This is a genomic window from Pelomonas sp. Root1217 (genome assembly GCF_001425705.1).
GTDB lineage: Bacteria > Pseudomonadota > Gammaproteobacteria > Burkholderiales > Burkholderiaceae_C > Pelomonas.
Genome location: NZ_LMDC01000001.1, coordinates 71,282 through 89,616, shown reverse-complemented (window position 1 = coordinate 89,616; position 18,335 = coordinate 71,282). Strand labels below are relative to the sequence as shown.

14 protein-coding genes are annotated in these 18,335 nt (G+C 67.0%); 6 read left to right on the top strand and 8 right to left on the bottom strand.

The window, feature by feature from the left end; genetic code table 11:
- Positions 1-132: 132 nt before the first annotated feature.
- The 6 genes from ASC95_RS00390 to ASC95_RS00365 form a co-directional block, all read right to left on the bottom strand.
- The gene (locus ASC95_RS00390) at positions 133-1,449 is read right to left on the bottom strand and encodes an ABC transporter permease (RefSeq protein ID WP_057295835.1); all 1,317 of its coding nucleotides are present in this window, start codon (positions 1,447-1,449) and stop codon (positions 133-135) included.
- Positions 1,450-1,451: 2 nt separating this feature from the next.
- A complete protein-coding gene (locus ASC95_RS00385) occupies positions 1,452-2,621 on the bottom strand; it encodes an ABC transporter permease (protein WP_057295834.1) in 1,170 nt (389 codons plus the stop codon).
- A 91-nt stretch (positions 2,622-2,712) separates the two neighbouring features.
- Positions 2,713-3,408, bottom strand: a complete 696-nt coding sequence (locus ASC95_RS00380) for an ABC transporter ATP-binding protein (protein WP_057295833.1) — start codon at positions 3,406-3,408, stop codon at positions 2,713-2,715.
- Positions 3,409-3,412: 4 nt separating this feature from the next.
- Positions 3,413-4,633 carry an efflux RND transporter periplasmic adaptor subunit gene (locus tag ASC95_RS00375; protein WP_200960052.1) on the bottom strand — a complete coding sequence of 407 codons (1,221 nt, stop codon included), beginning with the start codon at positions 4,631-4,633 and terminating at the stop codon, positions 3,413-3,415.
- Positions 4,634-4,873: 240 nt separating this feature from the next.
- On the bottom strand, positions 4,874-5,521 hold the full coding sequence (locus ASC95_RS00370; RefSeq protein ID WP_056199324.1) for a response regulator transcription factor: 648 nt from the start codon (positions 5,519-5,521) through the stop codon (positions 4,874-4,876).
- Positions 5,518-6,675 carry a histidine kinase gene (locus ASC95_RS00365; protein ID WP_057295831.1) on the bottom strand — a complete coding sequence of 386 codons (1,158 nt, stop codon included), beginning with the start codon at positions 6,673-6,675 and terminating at the stop codon, positions 5,518-5,520. The genes ASC95_RS00370 and ASC95_RS00365 overlap by 4 nt, the downstream gene beginning before the upstream one ends.
- A 197-nt stretch (positions 6,676-6,872) precedes the next feature.
- Here ASC95_RS00365 and ASC95_RS00360 point away from each other — a divergent pair, with 197 nt between their 5' ends.
- The 5 genes from ASC95_RS00360 to ASC95_RS00340 all read left to right on the top strand — a co-directional run bounded on the left by ASC95_RS00360 (position 6,873) and on the right by ASC95_RS00340 (position 12,678).
- Positions 6,873-7,340, top strand: coding sequence for a hypothetical protein (locus tag ASC95_RS00360; RefSeq protein WP_057295830.1), 468 nt, complete (start codon positions 6,873-6,875; stop codon positions 7,338-7,340).
- A 54-nt stretch (positions 7,341-7,394) separates the two neighbouring features.
- Positions 7,395-7,757, top strand: coding sequence for a response regulator (locus ASC95_RS00355; RefSeq protein ID WP_056199337.1), 363 nt, complete (start codon positions 7,395-7,397; stop codon positions 7,755-7,757).
- 25 nt (positions 7,758-7,782) lie between these two features.
- A complete protein-coding gene (locus tag ASC95_RS00350; RefSeq protein ID WP_057295829.1) occupies positions 7,783-9,906 on the top strand; it encodes a chemotaxis protein CheA in 2,124 nt (707 codons plus the stop codon).
- Between the two features lie 25 nt (positions 9,907-9,931).
- Positions 9,932-10,456, top strand: coding sequence for a chemotaxis protein CheW (locus ASC95_RS00345; RefSeq protein ID WP_057295828.1), 525 nt, complete (start codon positions 9,932-9,934; stop codon positions 10,454-10,456).
- Between the two features lie 86 nt (positions 10,457-10,542).
- A complete protein-coding gene (locus ASC95_RS00340) occupies positions 10,543-12,678 on the top strand; it encodes a methyl-accepting chemotaxis protein (RefSeq protein WP_082567378.1) in 2,136 nt (711 codons plus the stop codon).
- Between the two features lie 27 nt (positions 12,679-12,705).
- Here the strand turns inward: ASC95_RS00340 and ASC95_RS00335 are convergent, their stop codons facing one another.
- Positions 12,706-13,842 carry a serine hydrolase gene (locus tag ASC95_RS00335; protein WP_057295827.1) on the bottom strand — a complete coding sequence of 379 codons (1,137 nt, stop codon included), beginning with the start codon at positions 13,840-13,842 and terminating at the stop codon, positions 12,706-12,708.
- Between the two features lie 241 nt (positions 13,843-14,083).
- Complete coding sequence (gene alaS / locus ASC95_RS00330; RefSeq protein WP_057295826.1) at positions 14,084-16,708, bottom strand: alanine--tRNA ligase; 2,625 nt, start codon at positions 16,706-16,708, stop codon at positions 14,084-14,086.
- Positions 16,709-16,813: 105 nt separating this feature from the next.
- On the opposite strand from alaS, the gene ASC95_RS00325 reads away from it, so the two are divergent.
- Entirely contained in the window at positions 16,814-18,298 is a 1,485-nt protein-coding gene (locus ASC95_RS00325; protein WP_057295825.1) for an NAD-dependent succinate-semialdehyde dehydrogenase, read from the top strand.
- Positions 18,299-18,335 lie beyond the last annotated feature (37 nt).

Sequence of the window (18,335 nt, the reverse complement as noted above, 5' to 3'; positions counted from 1 at the left end):
TGCGTCCGGGCAATTCGGTTGGGAAACCCGTCTGCGGCGGACAGGCTGTGAAAAAAAGGCACTGTTGGACGGTGGCAGTGCCTTGGGCTTCCGGAAGTCCGAAGCGCCCGCCCCCGCCTCTTGCGCGCGGACTCAGGCTTCCCGCAAGGCCGTCGTCACCGGCAGGGAAGCCGCCCGCACCGCTGGGAACAGGCCGCCGACGAAGCCGATGGCCAGCGCCCACTTGATGCCCTCCCACAGCAGGCCAGGCGACACGGCCAGGTTGAAGCTGAGCTTGCCGACCGAGCCGGCCGCCATCGTGGAGGCCTCATAGCCGTTGAAGATCAGCCAGGCGATGCCGCCACCGATGAGGCCGCCGATCAAAGCCAGCAGCGTTGTCTCCAGCATCACGGCGACAACGACCGGCAGGCCACGAAAGCCGATGGCGCGCAACGTGGCGATCTCGCGGGCCCGTGCGGCCACGGCGGCGAACATGGTGTTCAGCGCGCCAAACACCGCACCCACGGCCATGATGGAGCCGACCACGATGCCGATGATGCGCAGGATCTTGGTCATTTGCTCGCTCTGCTTGGCGAAGAACTCCACCGTCGTGGTGGCCTTGACCTTGAGCTGCGGGTTGTTCTCGAGCGATTCGCTGAACGCCTTGATCGCCGCCGGGCTGTCCAGCTTCACCGTGGCCGAGTTGGCACCGTTGCCTCGGCGGTAGGCGTCGTTGACCATCGTCGCGTCGCCCCACAACTCAGATTCCATCGCGTCGCCCGAGGCAAAGATGCCGACGACGGTCCAGGGCTGGTTGCCGAGCTTCAACGTGGCGCCCACCGTGAGCCCGTCGAACTGCCGCACCGCGCCCTTGCCGACAACCAATTCCCGCAGGCCCGGTTGGAAGACCTTGCCCTCGACAATCTTGACATTGGGCCGCACCGTGAAAGCGGCTTCGCTGACGCCGCGCACCTGGGCGCTGCCCTGGTCGCCAGTCTTGCCGCCCTTGACCGGCAGGTTGGCCGCCACGACGGTTTCGGCCGACAGGATGGGCTCACCCTTGGCGTTGCGGGACACCCCCGGCGCCTGACCGATCTGCACGACGTCCTCCCGCGTCAGCGACGACGACACCTCGTTGGCCGAGGCGCCGCGCATGACGATGGCGGTGTCCAGGCTGCCCGAGTTGCGCAGCGTCTGCGCATAGCCCTCGGCCATGGCAAGCAGCGACACGAGCACGCCCACCACGCCGGCGATGCCGACGACGATGACGGCCGAGGAACCGAGCCGCTGCGTCAGCGTGCTGATGCCCACCGCGGTGACCGAGCGGGCCTGTGCGCCGCTGCGGAACAGCAGCATCCACAGCGCCAGCAGTGCCGCCAGCGCGAGAGCGCCATACCAAGGCATGAGGATCCACGCGGCCAGCATCAGGACGGTGAGGAGGATGAGACCGAAGTTCTTCAGGAATTTCATGCTCATGCCCTCCCGGCCAGTGCATCGGTGATGTTCACGCGCATGGCGCGCAATGCCGGCAGCGCGCCGACGACCAGACCGAACACCAGGGCCAGGCCCACGCCGATCAGCCAGCTGTCCAAGCCCGCGGCCGGCAGGTTGAGTGCGCCACCGCTGCCCTTGCTGACGATGGGGCCGATGACGCTGGCCAGGCCCAGGCCGACCGCACCGCCGATCAGCAGCAGCAGCACGGACTCCGCCAGCACCATCGAGAGCACGCTCTCGCCCGAGAAGCCCAGCGTCTTCAGCACCGCGATCTCGCCGGTGCGCTCACGCACGGCCTGCATCATGGTGTTGCCGGCCAGCAGCAGCAGCGTGAAGAAGACGGCGCCCATGATGGACGTGACGATGAGGTTGATGTCGGCCACCTGCTTCATCCAGCTGGACATGGCGGCCGCCTCGGTCTGGGTGCGCGTCTCGTGGTCGGAGTTGGCCGAGATCTCGTCGATGGCCTTGAGCACGCGGTCGGCCTGGTTGACGTCCTTGACCCGCGTCACGTACCAGCCCACCTGGCCCTGGTTCCAGGGCGTGGTGTCGTCGAAATACTTCCAGTTCAGCAGGAACATCTGGTCGTACCAGGCGCCGGATTTCTTGTCGGTCACATGGATGAGCCCGACGATCTTGAACGGCCAGTTCTGGCTGCCGTTGCGGTCAGGGAAGATGGTGGACTGCATCGGCACCTGGTCGCCAACCTTCCAGCCGAACTTGCGCGCCAGGCCCTCGCCGACGATGGCGCCGTCCTTGGTCTCGGCGAAGGCCTTGCGGTGCTCGGCCGAGACTTCCATCTCCGGATAGATGTCCAGGTAGTTGGGCGAAACGGCGAAGCTGAACACCTGGTTCTCGGGCTTCTGGTACGCGCCGCCGAACCAGTTGGCGAAGGCCACGTCCTTGACGCCGTCGATCTGCGAGATGCGGCCCTGCAGTGACATCGGCAGCAACTGGATGAAGCTGAGCTTGGAGCCGGTCTGCAACCGTTGGGCGCCATTGGCGCTTTTACCGGCCTGGTCGAAGCCGACACGGACTGCGTCCAGCAGGCCGAACAGCAGGAAGGCCGTGATGATTGACACCAGGGTCAGGAAGGTGCGCCCCTTGCGCCGGAACAGCGCCGCCCAGATCAGGTGGAGGTATTTCATGCCAGTCTCCGCAGAGCCGCCTCAAGGAGGCTGGGCGCCCCCTCGGGGGGCAGCAAATGAAGTTTGCGTGGGGGCTTCATGCTTGTTCCCTTCAGGCCGCGGCCGTGTCAGCCTCGGTGACCAAAGTCCCCTTGTCGAGGTGCAGCGTGTGGCTCGCTCTGGCGGCGGCGCGTGGGTCGTGGGTGACCATGACGATGGTCTTGCCATGCTCGCGGTTGAGGGCCTGCAGCAGCGTCAGCACATCTTCGGCGGACTGGCGGTCCAGGTCGCCGGTGGGTTCGTCGCAGACCAGCAGCGTCGGGTCCGACACGATGGCCCGCGCGATGGACACGCGCTGCTGCTGGCCGCCCGACAGCTCGGTCGGCTTGTGCGAGGCGCGGTCGGCCAGGCCGACGAGCTGCAGCGCAATCGCCGCGCGCTTCTTGCGCTCACCCGCCGACAGCTTGGTCAGCAGCAGCGGCAGCTCGACGTTCTTCTGCGCCGACAGCGTGGGCATCAGGTTGTAGAACTGGAAGACGAAGCCGACGCGCGAAGCCCGCCACTTGGCCAGGGCCGCGCCAGAGAGCTTGTCGATGCGCTCGCCGCCAACGCTGATGGCGCCGCCGCTGGGCGTGTCCAGGCCGCCGATGAGGTTGAGCAGCGTCGTCTTGCCGGAACCCGAGGGGCCCATCAAGGCAAGGAAGTCGCCCTGCTGCACATCCAGTTCGATGTGGTGGAGCACCTCCACCTTCTGCTTGCCACGGGTGTAGACCTTGGACAGGTCACGGATCTCGATCAGTGCGCTCATCTCTTCAGTCCTTCTTCACGATGTTGGAACCCTGCTTCAGCTCGGTGGGCGGCGACAGCACGACCGTCTCACCCGCCTTCAACCCACTGGTGACCAGCTTGAACTTGCCCACGTCGGCGCCCAGCTTCACGGCGCGCTGCTCCGCGCGATCATCCTGGGCGACGAACACGGCGTCGCCGCCGTCGCGCTGCACCAGGGCTTCCGGCGGCAGCAGCACGCCGGGTACCGGTTTGGCTTCGGTCCTGGGCTTGGCCGCCAGGAAACTCACGCGCACGCCCATGTCGGGCACCAGGCGTTCGTCCTTCTTTTCCAGTGCCACGCGCACCTTGACGGTGGCCTTGCCACGATCAGCGCTCGGGATGACGGCGACGACATGGGCCGGGATCTTCCAGTCCGGGTAGGCGTCGAGCACGGCCTCGCAGGGCATGTCGGGCTTGACCTGGGCAATATAGGCCTCGTTGACGTCCACGTTCACTTCCAGCGAGTCCATGTCGACGATGGTGCCCACGCCGGTACGGGTGAAACCACCGCCGGCCGACAGCGGCGAGATGATCTCGCCGACCTGGGCCGCGCGCGCCGTGACGACGCCGTCGAACGGTGCCCTCACGGTGGCGTAGTCGAAATTGACCTTCGCCTGGCGGGCCTGGGCCTGGGCAGCTTCCACCTGGCGCTGCGAGGCCTCCAACTGGGCGCTCACCGTCTTCACCGCCGTGGCCGCCTGCTCGCGCGACTGGCGCGTAGTCATGCCGCTGGCGTTCAGCTCGACCTGCCGCCGCTCGTCGGCCTGGGCCTGGGCAAGCTGGGCGCGCACCTGGCCGAGATTGGCTTCGGCCGTGCGGATCTGCGCCTCGGCCGCGGCGAGGCCCGCCTTCAAGCCGGTGTCATCGAGCCGGGCCAGGACCTGCCCCTTCTTGACCTTGAAGCCCTCGTCGATGAGCACCTCAGTCAACGTGCCGGTCATCTGGGCCGAGACGGTCGCCATCCGGCGCGCTGTCACATAACCCGTCGCCTGCAGGACCGTGTCAGCACTGGCGCCTTGGCCGTTGGCGCGCACGGTGGCCGTCTGCACGGGGACGGGCTTGTTGCCCGCCCAGTACCACCAGGCCGCCCCGCCCGCCAGGGCCAGCACGGCGAGCGCAGCCCCCAGACCCCAGACCCATTTCGGCGGCCCACCGCCGCCGTGGTCCTCGCGATGCGCACCGTCAATGCGCAATTCCTTCAGCAATCCGGTATCGATGACACGCCCCCTTGAACAGTTGGCTTGGGCGGACCCTCAGGCCCGCAGCAGCACCGGTCTTTCGACCACCCATTTGGAACCGGGGCGCATTGTGCAGCGGCTGCTGCCACAGCATGTCATCAATCGATGGACGGCGGCTGGCGGTGGCGAATCGACAGCCAGAGGCGATGAACGGCGGCCGTCAGTCCTGGCGCGCCGGTTTCACCCCGGCCGCCAGCCCGGCGTCATTCAGCTGGCGACGAGTCCGTTGCGGATGGCATAGACCGTCAACTCGGAGTTGTTGCTCAGGCCGAGCTTCTCCAGCATGCGCGCCCGGTAGACGCTGACGGTCTTGGGGCTGAGCATCAGCTCCTCGGCGATGTCGGACAGGCGCTTGCCCGAGGCGATCATGACCAGGGTCTGCAGCTCGCGGTCGGAGAGCTTGTGGTGGGCCTGCTCGGTGACGGGCGCGGTCAGGCTTTCGACCAGCATCTGCGCGATCTCGGGCGTTACATATTTGCGGCCCTGGGCCACTGTGCGCACCGCCTGCACCAGCGTGGCGGGGTCGCCGCCCTTGTTGACATAGCCATAGGCGCCGGCCTTGAGTGCACGGATGGCGTACTGGTCCTCGGGATACATGGACACGATCAGCGTGCGCACCGGGTTGCCCTCGTCCTTGAGCACATGCAGCACGTCCAGGCCGGAGCGGCCGGGCATGTTGATGTCCAGCACCAGCACGTCGCAGGGGTTGTCCTTGCCCAGCGTGTGCAGCAGGCCACGCAGCTCGGTGTAGTCGCCGGCTTCGCCGATGACCTCGATGTCCTGGGCATCGGCCAGCGTGTCGCGGATGCCGCGACGGATCAGGCCGTGGTCGTCGCAGAGGATGACCTTGATCACACGCGTCCCCAGATTGAGTTGGGGTCATCCTTGCCGAAGTCGGTCGAGTCGTCCAGTGCGTCGATGGCGTCCTGGGCCAGCGGCACGGTCAGGATCAGGCTGGTGCCGCCGCCCGGCGGGCTGGACAGGTCGACCCAGCCGCCCACCGTCGCGGCGCGCTCGTGCAGGCCACGGATGCCGAAGGACCGCTCCTTGGCGAGGTCGCCCCGCCCCATGCCGCGCCCGTTGTCGCGGATCTCCAGCGTCAGCACGCCGGAGTCCTGGCTGAGCTCGATGTCGACCCGGGTCGCCAGCGCATGCTTGGATACATTGGTCAGCGCCTCCTGCGCCGTGCGGTAGGCCACCAGCGGCACGCCGGATGGCAGCTCCAGCCGCTCCTCGCCGATGCGCAGGCCGGCCTCGATGCCGGTGCGGCGCTCGAAGCGGGCTGTCATCCACTGCAGGGCGGCGACCAGGCCCTGCTCCAGGATAGCCGGACGCAGGTTGTGCATGATGCGCTGGCTGGCCTCGATGGCAGCATTCACGGTTTCCAATGCCGCGGCGACGCGCTGGCGCACCTCGGGCTCCTGGGCATGGCGGTCGATCCAGGCGAGGTCGAACTTGACGGCGGTCAATGACCCGCCGACGTCGTCATGGATCTCCCGCGCGATGGCAGCCCGCTCCAGCTCGACGCTGGTCTGCAGGTGGCCGGCCAGCTGGTGCAGGCGCTGCTTCGACTTGACCAGTTCGTGATCGGCGGCCACCCGGGCCTTCTCGTTCTCGGTGGCGTCGATGGCATGCAGCAGGGCGGGCGCCAGCCGGTTCAGGTTGTTCTTCAGCAGATAGTCGGAGGCGCCATTGCGCATGGCGCCTACGGCGGTGTCCTCGCCGATCTCGCCGGAAACCAGGATGAAGGGCGTCAGCAATTGGCGTGCCTTCACCGCCTCCAGCACATCCAGGCCCGAGTAGCCAGGCAGGTTGTAGTCCGAGATGATGGCGTCCCAGGGGCGCTCCAGCGCGGCCAGCACCGCGGGCAGCGCGTCCAGCCTTTGCATCTCGACCTTGAGCCCTGCACGGCCGAGCTGGGCAAGGATGAGTTGATGGTCGAGTTCGGAATCCTCGACATGCAGCACACGCAGGACCCGGGGCGCCTGCTCCACAGCAGAAATGGTCATGGGGGCGCAGTATGCCGCCGCTCGCGGCAGGTGGCCCGTCGCCACACTTGACGCGGGTCAGAGCGGTAATACGGCTCGTTCTCGTGACATCTCCAGGTCGACAGGGGCCAAAAAAGGAGTGAACATGCCATGATGCATTCGCCCTGAGGGTATCCACAGGGCTGGGACAAGAAGCAGCATCCCCTCGCGGAGACACGATGCAGACAGAACCTTCCACCGCCGCCGAATTCGATGGAGCCGTGGCCGCCATGCCGCTGCTGGCGGCCGCGGAACTGCAGGATCACCTGATGACGGTGACGAACGACCTCGAGCGCCTGCAGCGCCTTCTCGACGACGCCGGTGAAGCCCTGTCCACGCATTTCTACAGCGCGTCCGGCGAGGTCATGTCCCTGCTCAGCAGCAGCGACGGCACACCCGCCTCCGAGGGCCTGAAGCAGATCATGCAGGACATCGCCGGCGCCATCACCGCGCTGCAGTTCCAGGACATGGCGACCCAGCTCATCGCCCACACCAGCCAGCGCCTGCGCAACTGCGCCGATCAATTGGCCCGCGACACCTTCGGCGCAGATGACGAGGACGGCGCGGCCGTCGTCGAGATCGCGCCGCTGCGGCCCAACCCGGTCACCCAGGACGAGATGGACGCTGGCTCCATCGAACTTTTCTGACTCCCCCGCCAATCTCAGCCCCCCCCGGCAACAAGTCCCTCGGAGAAAACTCAAATGCACTCAATCCTCGCTGTCGACGACTCGGCCTCGATGCGCCAGATGGTGGCCTTCACGCTCAAGAATGCCGGCTTCAACGTGGTGGAAGCGGTGGACGGGCAGGACGCCTGGGAGAAATCGGGGCAGCGTGACTTCGACCTTGTGCTGACCGACCAGAACATGCCGCGCATGGATGGCATCAGCCTGACCAAGAAGCTGCGCGAGAACCCCAAGTTCAAGACCACGCCCATCCTGATCCTGACCACCGAATCCAGCGATGCGATGAAGCAGGCGGGTCGGGCTGCCGGCGCCACCGGCTGGCTGGTGAAGCCCTTTGACCCGGCCAAGCTGATCGAAGTGATCGGCAAGGTCATTCGCTGAAATTCGGTCCACCGGAGCACCAGCCATGGGCGACATGACCACCGAAGGCGCCAGCATCAGTGCTGGGATCGACCTCAGCCAGTTCTACCAGGTCTTCTTCGAGGAAGCCGGCGAGAACCTCGACAACATGGAGCGGCTGCTGCTCAATGTGAACGTCGAGGCGGCCGACGACGAGGAGTTGAACGCCATCTTCCGCTGCGCCCACTCGATCAAGGGCGGCGCGGCAACCTTCGGCTTCAGCGATGTCGCTGAGCTGACCCACCAGATGGAGACGCTGCTGGACAAGCTGCGCCGCCACGAACTGCAGCCCAACGCGGCCATGGTGGACGTGCTGCTGCAGTCCGGCGACGCGCTGCGCACCCAGCTTGCCCGCCACCAGGGCTCCGGCGGCGACGTGTTCGACACGACCGACCTGCTGGTCAGCATCAAGAGTTTTGTTGAAGGCGGTGGCGCGCCCGCACCTGCGGCAGCCGCACCGGCGCCCAAGGCGGCACCCGCGCCCGCTGCCGCCGCGCCCGCCGTACCGCTCAAGTCCGGCGCGCGACTGCTGGAGCTGCAGGTCGGCCCGCTGACCGACCTCAGCCTGGCCGACAACCTGGTCGAGCTGTTCAAGGAAATCACCGACCTGGGCAACATCGAGCCGCTGGACGCCGGCCAGAGTTCCGACGGCATGCGCCGCTTCAAGGTGCTGACCAGCTCGACCGACAACGACCTGCTGGACCTCTTCACCTTCCACGTCGCCCGCGAACAGGTCAAGCTGATCCCGCTCGGCCCCGGCTTCGGCTTCTACGACGGCGCGCCCGGCGCACCACCGGCCGAGGCACCGTCCGCCGACCCCGGCTACGGTTTCTTCGATGATGCCCCCGGCGTGCCCGAGAGTGCCGCTGCGCCAGCCCCTGCCGCCGAGTCCGCACCCACGGCCGCCATCGTGCCGTCCCGCCCGGCCACCGCCGTCGCCAAGGCCGAGGCCAAGCCGGCGGCCATGGACCAGACCACGCTGCGCGTGTCGATCGAGAAGGTCGACCAGCTCATCAACCTCGTCGGTGAGCTCGTCATCACCCAGGCCATGCTGGCCCAGAACAGCCGCGAACTCGACCCGGCGATGTACCAGCAGCTGACCTCGGGGCTGGCCGACCTGGAGCGCAACACGCGCGACCTGCAGGAATCGGTCATGTCGATCCGGATGATTCCGATGTCGACGGTCTTCAACCGCTTCCCGCGCATGCTGCGCGACCTGGCGGCCAAGCTGGGCAAAAAGGTCGAGCTGGTCACGCAGGGTGAAGCCACCGAACTGGACAAGAGCCTGGTCGAGAAGATCACCGACCCGCTGACCCACCTGGTGCGCAACAGTTGCGACCACGGCATCGAGATGCCGGAGGACCGCACCGCCCGCGGCAAGCCCGAGCAGGGCACGATCACGCTGGTCGCTTCCCACCAGGGCGGCAGCATCGTCATCGAGGTTCGCGACGACGGCCGCGGCCTGAACCGCGACAAGCTGATCAAGAAGGCGCGTGAGAAGGGCATCGACGCGCCGGACACGATGACGGACGCCGAGTGCTGGAGCCTGATCTTCGCGCCCGGCTTCTCCACGGCCGACGTGGTCACCGACGTGTCCGGCCGCGGTGTCGGCATGGACGTCGTGAAGAAGAACATCACGTCGCTGGGCGGCACCGTCGAGATCGACTCGGCGGAAGGCTACGGCATGAAAGTGTCCGTGCGCCTGCCGCTGACGCTGGCCATCATGGACGGCATGAGCGTGGGCGTCGGTGACGAGTGCTACATCCTGCCGCTGTCCTCCGTCGTCGAATCCTTCCAGGTGCAGTCCGACACCATCAAGACCGTCGCCGGCTCCGGCCGCGTCGTCGAGGTGCGTGACGAGTACATGCCGGTCATCGAGCTTGAGAAAGTCTTCGACGTGCCGCGCTTCGACTTCGAGCACGTCAGCTCCATCATGGTCGTCGTCGAGGCCGAAGGCGGCCGCGTCGCGCTGCTGGTGGACGAACTGCTCGGCCAGCAGCAGGTCGTCGTCAAGAACCTCGAAGCCAATTACCGCAAGGTCAACGACGTATCCGGCGCCACCATCATGGGCGACGGCCGCGTCGCGCTGATCCTGGACGTCGGCAGCCTCGTGCGCCGTTCGCGCCACTGAACCATCACATAACTAGGAGGTCTGCATGGAAGCCAGCAACGTCCCTGCCCTGCGCCAACCGGGTGCTCTCAGCGCCAAGGCCCACGGCCCCAAGAGCGGCGAGTACCTGACCTTCCGTCTGGGCTCCGAGGAATACGGCATCGACATCCTGAAAGTTCAGGAGATCCGTTCCTACGAGCAGCCCACCCGCATCGCCAATGCGCCGGACTTCATCAAGGGCGTCGTCAACCTGCGCGGCGTCATCGTGCCCATCGTCGATCTGCGCCTGAAGCTGAACTGCCCGAGCGCCGAGTACAACAGCTTCACGGTCGTCATCGTGCTGAACGTGAAGAACCGCGTCGTCGGCGCCGTCGTGGACTCGGTCTCCGACGTGCTGGAGCTGAGCCGCGACGCGATCAAGCCGGCCCCCGAGTTGAGCTCGGCGTCGGTGGACACCAGCTTCATCACCGGCATCGGGTCCGTCGGCGACCGCATGTTGATCCTGATGGACATCGAAGGCCTGATGAGCAGTGCCGAGATGGGCCTGATGGATGCGGCCATCGCCGCTTGACCGCCCTGCCCTGATTCCTGTTCACGTGCCCCCGCAACGAGGCGGGGTGCGCGGAGCCTTGCTTGCTTTGGCCCCTGGAGATTCGCATGAGTCAGCCCAACAACTCCATTGCCCGCCAGGTGTCTCTGACCGGCGCAACCGCCGTCGCAGTGGTGCTGCTGGGTGTCAGCCTCATCGTCGGCACGCTGCTGAAGCGCTCCGCCAATGACCAGGTGCAGACCTGGGTCGGCGACAAGGCCGCGTCGCTGGTCGACGCGATGCAGGCGATGGACGATGTCGCCGCCAAGCAGATCCAGCGCAGCTTCGGTTCCTTCCGCCAGGACTTCGGCCCCAGCTTCACGCTGGACGAGGCCACCGGCGACCTGCGCGACTGGGGCCCCAAGCTCAACGGCAACTTCACCCAGGTCGACAAGTTCGCAGCCGTCAACGGCGGCGTGGCCACGGTCTTCGCGGCCAAGGGCGACGACTTCGAGCGCATCACGACCTCGTTGAAGAACGAGAAGGGCGAGCGCGCCATGGGCACGCTGCTGGGCAAGCAAAGCCCCGCCTATGCATCCATCGCCGCCGGCAAGCCCTACACCGGCCGCGCGCTGCTGTTCGGGCGCGCCTACATGACCTATTACGAGCCCATCAAGAGCGACGCCGGCAAGATCATCGGCATCCTCTTCGTCGGCTTCGACCTCGACGCCTTCGAGCTGGCGATGGACCGCATGGCCGGCAGCGCCAAGTTCTTCGAGCACGGCGGCACCTACATCGTCGCGGTGCCCAAGGACCCGACCAAGGCCCTGCTCGCCGCCCACCCGACGGCCAAGGGCAAGCTGCTGTCCAGCGTGGCGCCGGGCTTCGAGAAGACGCTGGCCGAGCAAACGACCAACGAAGTAGTACTGGACGACGTGCCCGATGTGCTGGGCAACGGCAAGACCGACAACTTCGCCGTGGCGCGCAAGAGCGAGAAGACCGGCTACTGGGTCGTCGCCCAGGTCTCGCGCGGCGAGGCTCAGGCCGCCGGCCGCACGACGTTGTGGTTCTTCTGGGGCGCCCTCGCACTGACCGCCGTGGGCCTGGGCTTCGGCCTGATGTGGATGATGCGCCGTTGGGTCGCCCAGCCGCTGGCCTCGCTGCAGAAGGCCGTCGGCGCAATTGCCGAGGGCGACCTGACCCAGTCGGTCAGCAGCAGCCGCAATGACGAGATCGGCTCACTGATCCAGGACACCGAGGGCATGCGCCAGCGCCTGGCCACCACCATCGGCACGGTGCGCAACTCGGTCGACAGCATCGGCACGGCCAGCACCGAGATCGCCACCGGCAATCTCGACCTGAGCCAGCGTACCGAGCAGACGGCCAGCAACCTGCAGAACGCCGCGTCGTCGATGAGCGAGCTGACCGGCACGGTGCGCCAGACGGCCGACTCGGCCCGCACGGCCAACCAACTCGTGCAGTCGGCCGTGTCAGCCGCAACGCGCGGCGGGGAGGTGGTCGGCCAGGTCGTCACGACGATGGACGAGATCAATGCAGCCAGCAAGAAGATCGCCGACATCATCGGCACCATCGACGGCATCGCCTTTCAGACCAACATCCTGGCGTTGAACGCGGCGGTGGAAGCGGCCCGCGCCGGCGAGCAAGGCCGCGGCTTTGCGGTCGTGGCCGGTGAAGTGCGTTCGCTGGCCGGCCGCAGCGCCGAGGCAGCCAAGCAGATCAAGGCCCTGATCGGCAACAGCGTCGAGCGCGTCGAGAACGGCGCCCGCCTGGTGCAGACGGCCGGCACGACGATGGGCGAGATCGTCTCCAGCGTGCAGCGCGTGCAGGACATCATCGGCGAGATCAGCTCGGCCGCCACCGAGCAGAGCGAGGGCATCAATTCGGTCAACACCTCGGTCGTGCAACTCGATCAGATGACGCAGCAGAACGCGGCCCTCGTCGAGGAATCGGCGGCGGCGGCCGAGAGCTTGAAGGAGCAAGCCCAGCGCCTGGTCGAAGCGGTCGCCGTCTTCCGCGTCGCTGGTGGCGAGTCGCATCGGGTCTCGGCACCGCGGCCGGCACCCGCGCCCGTCTTGGCACCCAAAGCGGCGCCCAAGCCCGCTCCCAAGGCCGCAGCGCCTGCGCCCAAGGCAACAGCATCCCGCCCTGCCTCGCCGGCCGCCAGGCCCGCGCCCGTCAGCGCGCCTCGCCCGGCCCCGGCGCCCGCACCGGCAGCCGAGGAAGGCGACTGGGAAACCTTTTGAGCTTGACGTGCTGCCGTTGATGCGCGCTTAGGGCGCCATGGCCTTGAGGGCGCCAACCGCCACCGCGCGGACGGCTTTGTCGGCCTCGACGTCTTCGCTGGCATTGCTGGTCACCAGCACGGCATCCTCTGTGTCCGGCTTCAGCACGATCAGGGCGAACCAAGCCCCATTGCTGCCGGTGTGGGCGAGGTGGCGACCCTTCACGCCAGCCATGCTGTCCTGCATCCGCCAACCGAGAGCGAACTTGCCACCGTCGCGCGCCGGCTGGTGCAGCAGGCGGTAGGTCGGCGCTTTCAGCAACTGGCCGCGTCCTTGCTCGCCGGCCATCTGGTCGATCGCGAATCTGGACCAATCCTCCAGCGACATATGGATGCCACCAGCCGGCGCGATAACGGCGGGGTTGTCCGCCTCGACGCCTTCGACAGGTTCGCCAGCCTTGTGCCCCAGGGGCTGGCCGCGCCGGGTGGCGCCAAACCCCGCGCTGTGCAGGCCCAGCGGCTCAAACAGCTCGCGTTGCATCAGAGTCTCGTAGGGCAGGCCAGCGGCGCGCTCGGCGGCCAGGCCGGCGATCACCACGCCTGAGTTCGAGTAGCCGTCGCCGGTACCGCGCGCAAAGGCGGGTGGCTGCGCCAACGCGATGCGGGCGAAGGCCAGGCGCTGTTCATGCAAAGGGCGCTTGTCCTTGTAGAAGACCGCCGCCCAGGATTCATCGATGTCCGCTTGCAGGCCAGCCTGGTGTGCAAGCAGGTCACGCAGCGTGACGTCACGGTAGGCGGCCTGCATGTCGGCTGCCAGCTCGGGCAGCAACTGACTCAGCGGGGTGTCCCACGACAACAGGCCGCGCTCCACCAGGCGCGCGACCATTGTGGCCGTCATGGCCTTGCCGTTGGAGCCGAGATGCCAGACGTCGCCACGCCGGACCGGTTCGGCCTCGCCCTGGGCGCGCAGTCCTGCGACCACCAGCTCTGTCACCTGTCCACCACGTATCAACACGGCACCCATGGCCGGCACCTTGCCGCCCAGACTGGCTTCGAGGCGGGCTTGCAGGCTGAAGGTGGGCACTGCCTTGGCTGCAGATGCGGGCGTCTGCGGCGCATCGGCAGCGAGGGCGGTGAAAGAGGTGGCGCAAACGGCCAGGGCGATCGTGCAGATTCTTTGATTCATCTCGGCGGCTGATTCAGTTGGGACACACCGATCCCGCAGCTCGAAGCGACGAAGCAGGACCGCCCCCTTGAGGCATGAGGAGGGTTGGAGGGCTGCGCAGTGTTGTTGGCGCCCTCCCTGCATGCCAGCGCCGGCCGACGAAATGCACGATCTGCGGCATGGTCGGTCACGGACCGCCGCACCCACCAAAGAAAGGGCCCGCGATTCGCGGGCCTCGGTCAGTGCGGGGTGGAACCGTCGATCAAACGCGCTCGGCCACCCAGGCCGCGACGCTCTGCAGCGCCGCCGCCACGCCGGCCGGCTGCGTGCCGCCGGCCATGGCCAGGTCAGGCTTGCCGCCGCCCTTGCCGCCGACCTGCTGGGCGACGAAGTTGACGAGCTCGCCCGCCTTGACCTTGCCAATGCTGTCGGCGGTCACGCCGGCCGCGAGCTGGACCTTGTCGCCGTCCACGGCCGCCAGCACGATGGCCGCGGTCTTGAGCTTGTCCTTGAGCTTGTCCATCGTCTCGCGCAGCGTCTTGGCGTCGGCGCCCTCGAGCTTGGCAGCCAGCACTTTCAGGCCCTTGACGTCGACGGCCTGGGCCATCAGCTCGTCACCCTGCGCGGAGGCCAGCTTGCTCTTGGCGGCGGTCAGCTCCTTCTCCAGCGCCTTGATCTGGTCCAGCACCGCATGCAGACGGGCGCCCAGCTCGTGCGGCGAGGTCTTGAGCGTCATCGCGGCGCCCTGCACGGTGGACTCCAGTTGCTGCAGATAGGCCAGCGCGTTGTCGCCGGTGACGGCTTCGACACGGCGGATGCCGGCCGCAACGCCCGACTCGGCCACGATCTTGAACAGGCCAATGTCACCCGTCGCCTTCACGTGGGTGCCGCCGCAGAGTTCCTTGGACGAGCCGATGGACAGCACCCGCACCGTCTCGCCGTACTTCTCGCCGAACAGCATCATGGCGCCGGACTTCTGCGCGTCGTCCAGCGCCATGACCTGGGCGTTGGCCCCGGCGTTGCCCAGGATCTCGGCGTTCACAAGCGCCTCGACCTCGCGAATCTCCTCGGCCGTCATCGGCGCGTTGTGCGCGAAGTCAAAGCGGGTACGCTCGGCGTTCACCAGCGAGCCCTTCTGCTGCACGTGCGCGCCCAGCACCTCGCGCAAGGCCTTGTGCATCAGGTGGGTGGCGCTGTGGTTGCGTACGGTCTTGGCGCGGCGCTCGGCATCGACGCGGGCAACGAACACATCGCCCACCTTGACCGTGCCTTCGACGACCTGGCCATGGTGGCCGAACACGTCGGCCTGGATCTTGATCGTGTCCGCGACGACGACGCGCGTCGTGCCGTTGCGCAGCTCGCCAGCGTCGCCGACCTGGCCGCCGCTCTCGGCATAGAAGGGCGTGTGGTCGAGCACGATGACGGCGTCGTCACCGGCTTGCGCCTCGTTGACCTGCGCGCCATCGACGTAGATCGCAGTGACCTTGCTGTGCTCGCAGACGAGGTGCTCGTAGCCGTGGAACTCGGTCGGCGCGCCGTTGTAGGCCAGGCCTTGCGCCATCTTGAACTTGCCAGCGGCGCGGGCGCGGTTCTTCTGCTCGTCCAGCAGTTCATTGAAGCGAGCCTCGTCCACCGTCACGCCGCGCTCGCGGCAGACGTCGGCGGTCAGGTCGACCGGGAAGCCGTAGGTGTCGTGCAGTTTGAAGGCGGTGTCGCCATCGACGTTGCCACCCTTGGCCAGCGCCGATTCGAGGATTTCCATGCCGGTGGCGATGGTCTGGAAGAAGCGCTCCTCCTCCTGCTTCAGCACGTCAGTGACGCGGGCCTGCGCCTGGCGCAGCTCGGGGTAGGCCTCGCCCATCTCGGCGCTCAGCGCAGCCACCAGCTTGTGGAAGAACGGCGTGCGCGCGCCGAGCTTGTAGCCGTGGCGGATGGCGCGGCGCGCGATACGGCGCAGCACATAGCCGCGGCCGGCGTTGCCGGGGATGACGCCGTCGACGATGGTGAACGAGCAGGCGCGGATGTGGTCGGCAATGACCTTCAGCGACGGGCTCGTCGCATCGCAGTCGCCACCACCGGCTTCGTCGACAGCCTTCTTGGCCGCCGCGAGCAGGTTCACGAAGGTGTCGATCTCGTAGTTGCTGTGCACATGCTGCAGCACGGCCGCCAGGCGCTCCAGGCCCATGCCGGTGTCCACGCTCGGCTTGGGCAGCGCGTGCATCACGCCGTCTTCAGTCCGATTGAACTGCATGAAGACGTTGTTCCAGATCTCGATGTAGCGGTCGCCGTCCTGCTCGGCCGAGCCCGGGGGGCCGCCAGCCACGTCGGGGCCGTGGTCGTAGAAGATCTCGGTGCAGGGGCCGCAGGGGCCCGTGTCGCCCATCATCCAGAAGTTGTCGGACATGTAACGCGCGCCCTTGTTGTCGCCGATGCGCACGATGCGCTCGGCGGGCACGCCAACCGTCTTGTTCCAGATGTCGTAGGCCTCGTCGTCGTCTTCGTAGACGGTGACCCAGAGCTTGTCGGCCGGCAGCTTGAAATTGACGGTCAGCAGCTCCCACGCATAGCTGATCGCATCCTTCTTGAAGTAGTCGCCGAAGCTGAAGTTGCCCAGCATCTCGAAGAAGGTGTGATGGCGCGCCGTGTAGCCGACGTTGTCCAGGTCGTTGTGCTTGCCGCCGGCGCGGATGCACTTCTGGCTGGTGGTGGCACGGGTGTAGGCGCGCTTGTCAAAGCCCAGGAACACGTCCTTGAACTGGTTCATGCCCGCATTCGTGAACAGCAGCGTCGGGTCGTCGCCCGGGACGACGGGGCTGGACGCGACGATCTGGTGGCCTTTCGACTCGAAGAACTTCAGAAAGGTCTGGCGGATCTCGGCGGCTTTCATTCAGCGACTTCCCTGGAAAAGGTCTGTGACAAGGAGGGGCGATTGTAGAGAGGGGGCTTTACATCGCCCGGGTAGAGTGCCTCTCAATTCGATTGGAGAACCTTGATGGACGCGAATTCGCCGCTGGAGGCGCTCGAGAATCCCGGTCTGCTGCGCACGCAGGCGCTGATCAATGGCGAATGGGTCGGCGGCTCCGCCACGTTTGCGGTCAACGACCCGGCCACCGGCCGCGAACTGGCCCAGGTGCCCAACCTCGGCCGCTCCGACGCCGATTCGGCGATCGCCGCCGCCGCCAATGCGCTGAACGCCTGGCGCAGCAAACCGGCCAAGGAACGCGCCGCCGTGTTGGTGCGCTGGCAGCAACTGCTCGTCAAGCATGCCGACGACCTGGCCCGGCTGATGACGGCCGAACAAGGCAAGCCGCTCGCCGAAGCACGTGGCGAGGTCATCTACGGCGCGAGCTTCCTCGACTGGTTCGCCGAGGAAGGCAAGCGCGTCTACGGCGAGACCATCCCGACGACCGACCCGACCAAGCGCTATCTGGTCATCAAGCAGGCCGTGGGTGTCTGCGCGGCCATCACGCCGTGGAACTTCCCGCTGGCCATGATCACGCGCAAGGTCGCCCCCGCCCTGGCCGCCGGCTGCACCGTCATCATCAAGCCGGCCGAGGCGACGCCGCTGACAGCCCTGGCTGCTGCCGAACTGGCCCAGCAGGCCGGCATGCCCGCCGGCGTGCTGAACGTGCTGACGGCCGACTCGCAGCAGTCCATCGAGATCGGCCAGGTGCTGTGCGAAAGCGACGTCGTGCGCCACCTGTCCTTCACCGGCAGCACGGAGGTCGGCCGCATCCTGATGAAGCAGTGCGCGCCGTCGATCAAGAAGCTCAGCCTGGAACTGGGCGGCAACGCGCCCTTCATCGTCTTCGACGACGCGGATCTCGACTCCGCCGTGGAAGGCGCCATCGCCAGCAAGTACCGCAACGCCGGCCAGACCTGCGTCTGCGCCAACCGCATCTATGTGCAGGCGGGTGTCTACGACGCCTTCCTGGAGAAATTCGCGGCCAAGGTGGCGGCGCTGAAGACAGGCAATGGCTTTGAGAGCGGCATCAACGTCGGGCCGCTGATCGATGCGGCGGCGCTGGAGAAGGTCGAGACCCACGTGGCCGACGCGATCGCCTTGGGCGCCAAGCTGTTGGCGGGCGGCAAGCGCATCGACACGGCCGGCGGCAACTTCTTCGAGCCGACGTTGCTGGCCGACGCAACGCCGCAGATGCTGTGCTCACGCGAGGAAACCTTCGGCCCGGTGGCGCCCATCTTCAAGTTTCAGACCGAAGAGGATGCGATCCGGTTGGCCAACTCCACCGAGTTCGGCCTGGCCAGCTATTTCTACAGCCGCGACATCGGCCGCATCTTCCGCGTCGGCGAGGCGCTGGAGTACGGCATGGTGGGCGTCAACACCGGCCTGATCTCGACCGCGGAGGTGCCGTTCGGCGGCGTCAAGCAATCGGGCCTGGGCCGCGAGGGCGGGCGCCAGGGCATCGAGGACTATGTCGAGGTGAAGTACCTCTGCCTGGGTGACATCCAGAAGTAGCCGGCCCGGTTTCGACTGGCAGTAAAAAAGGGGCCCT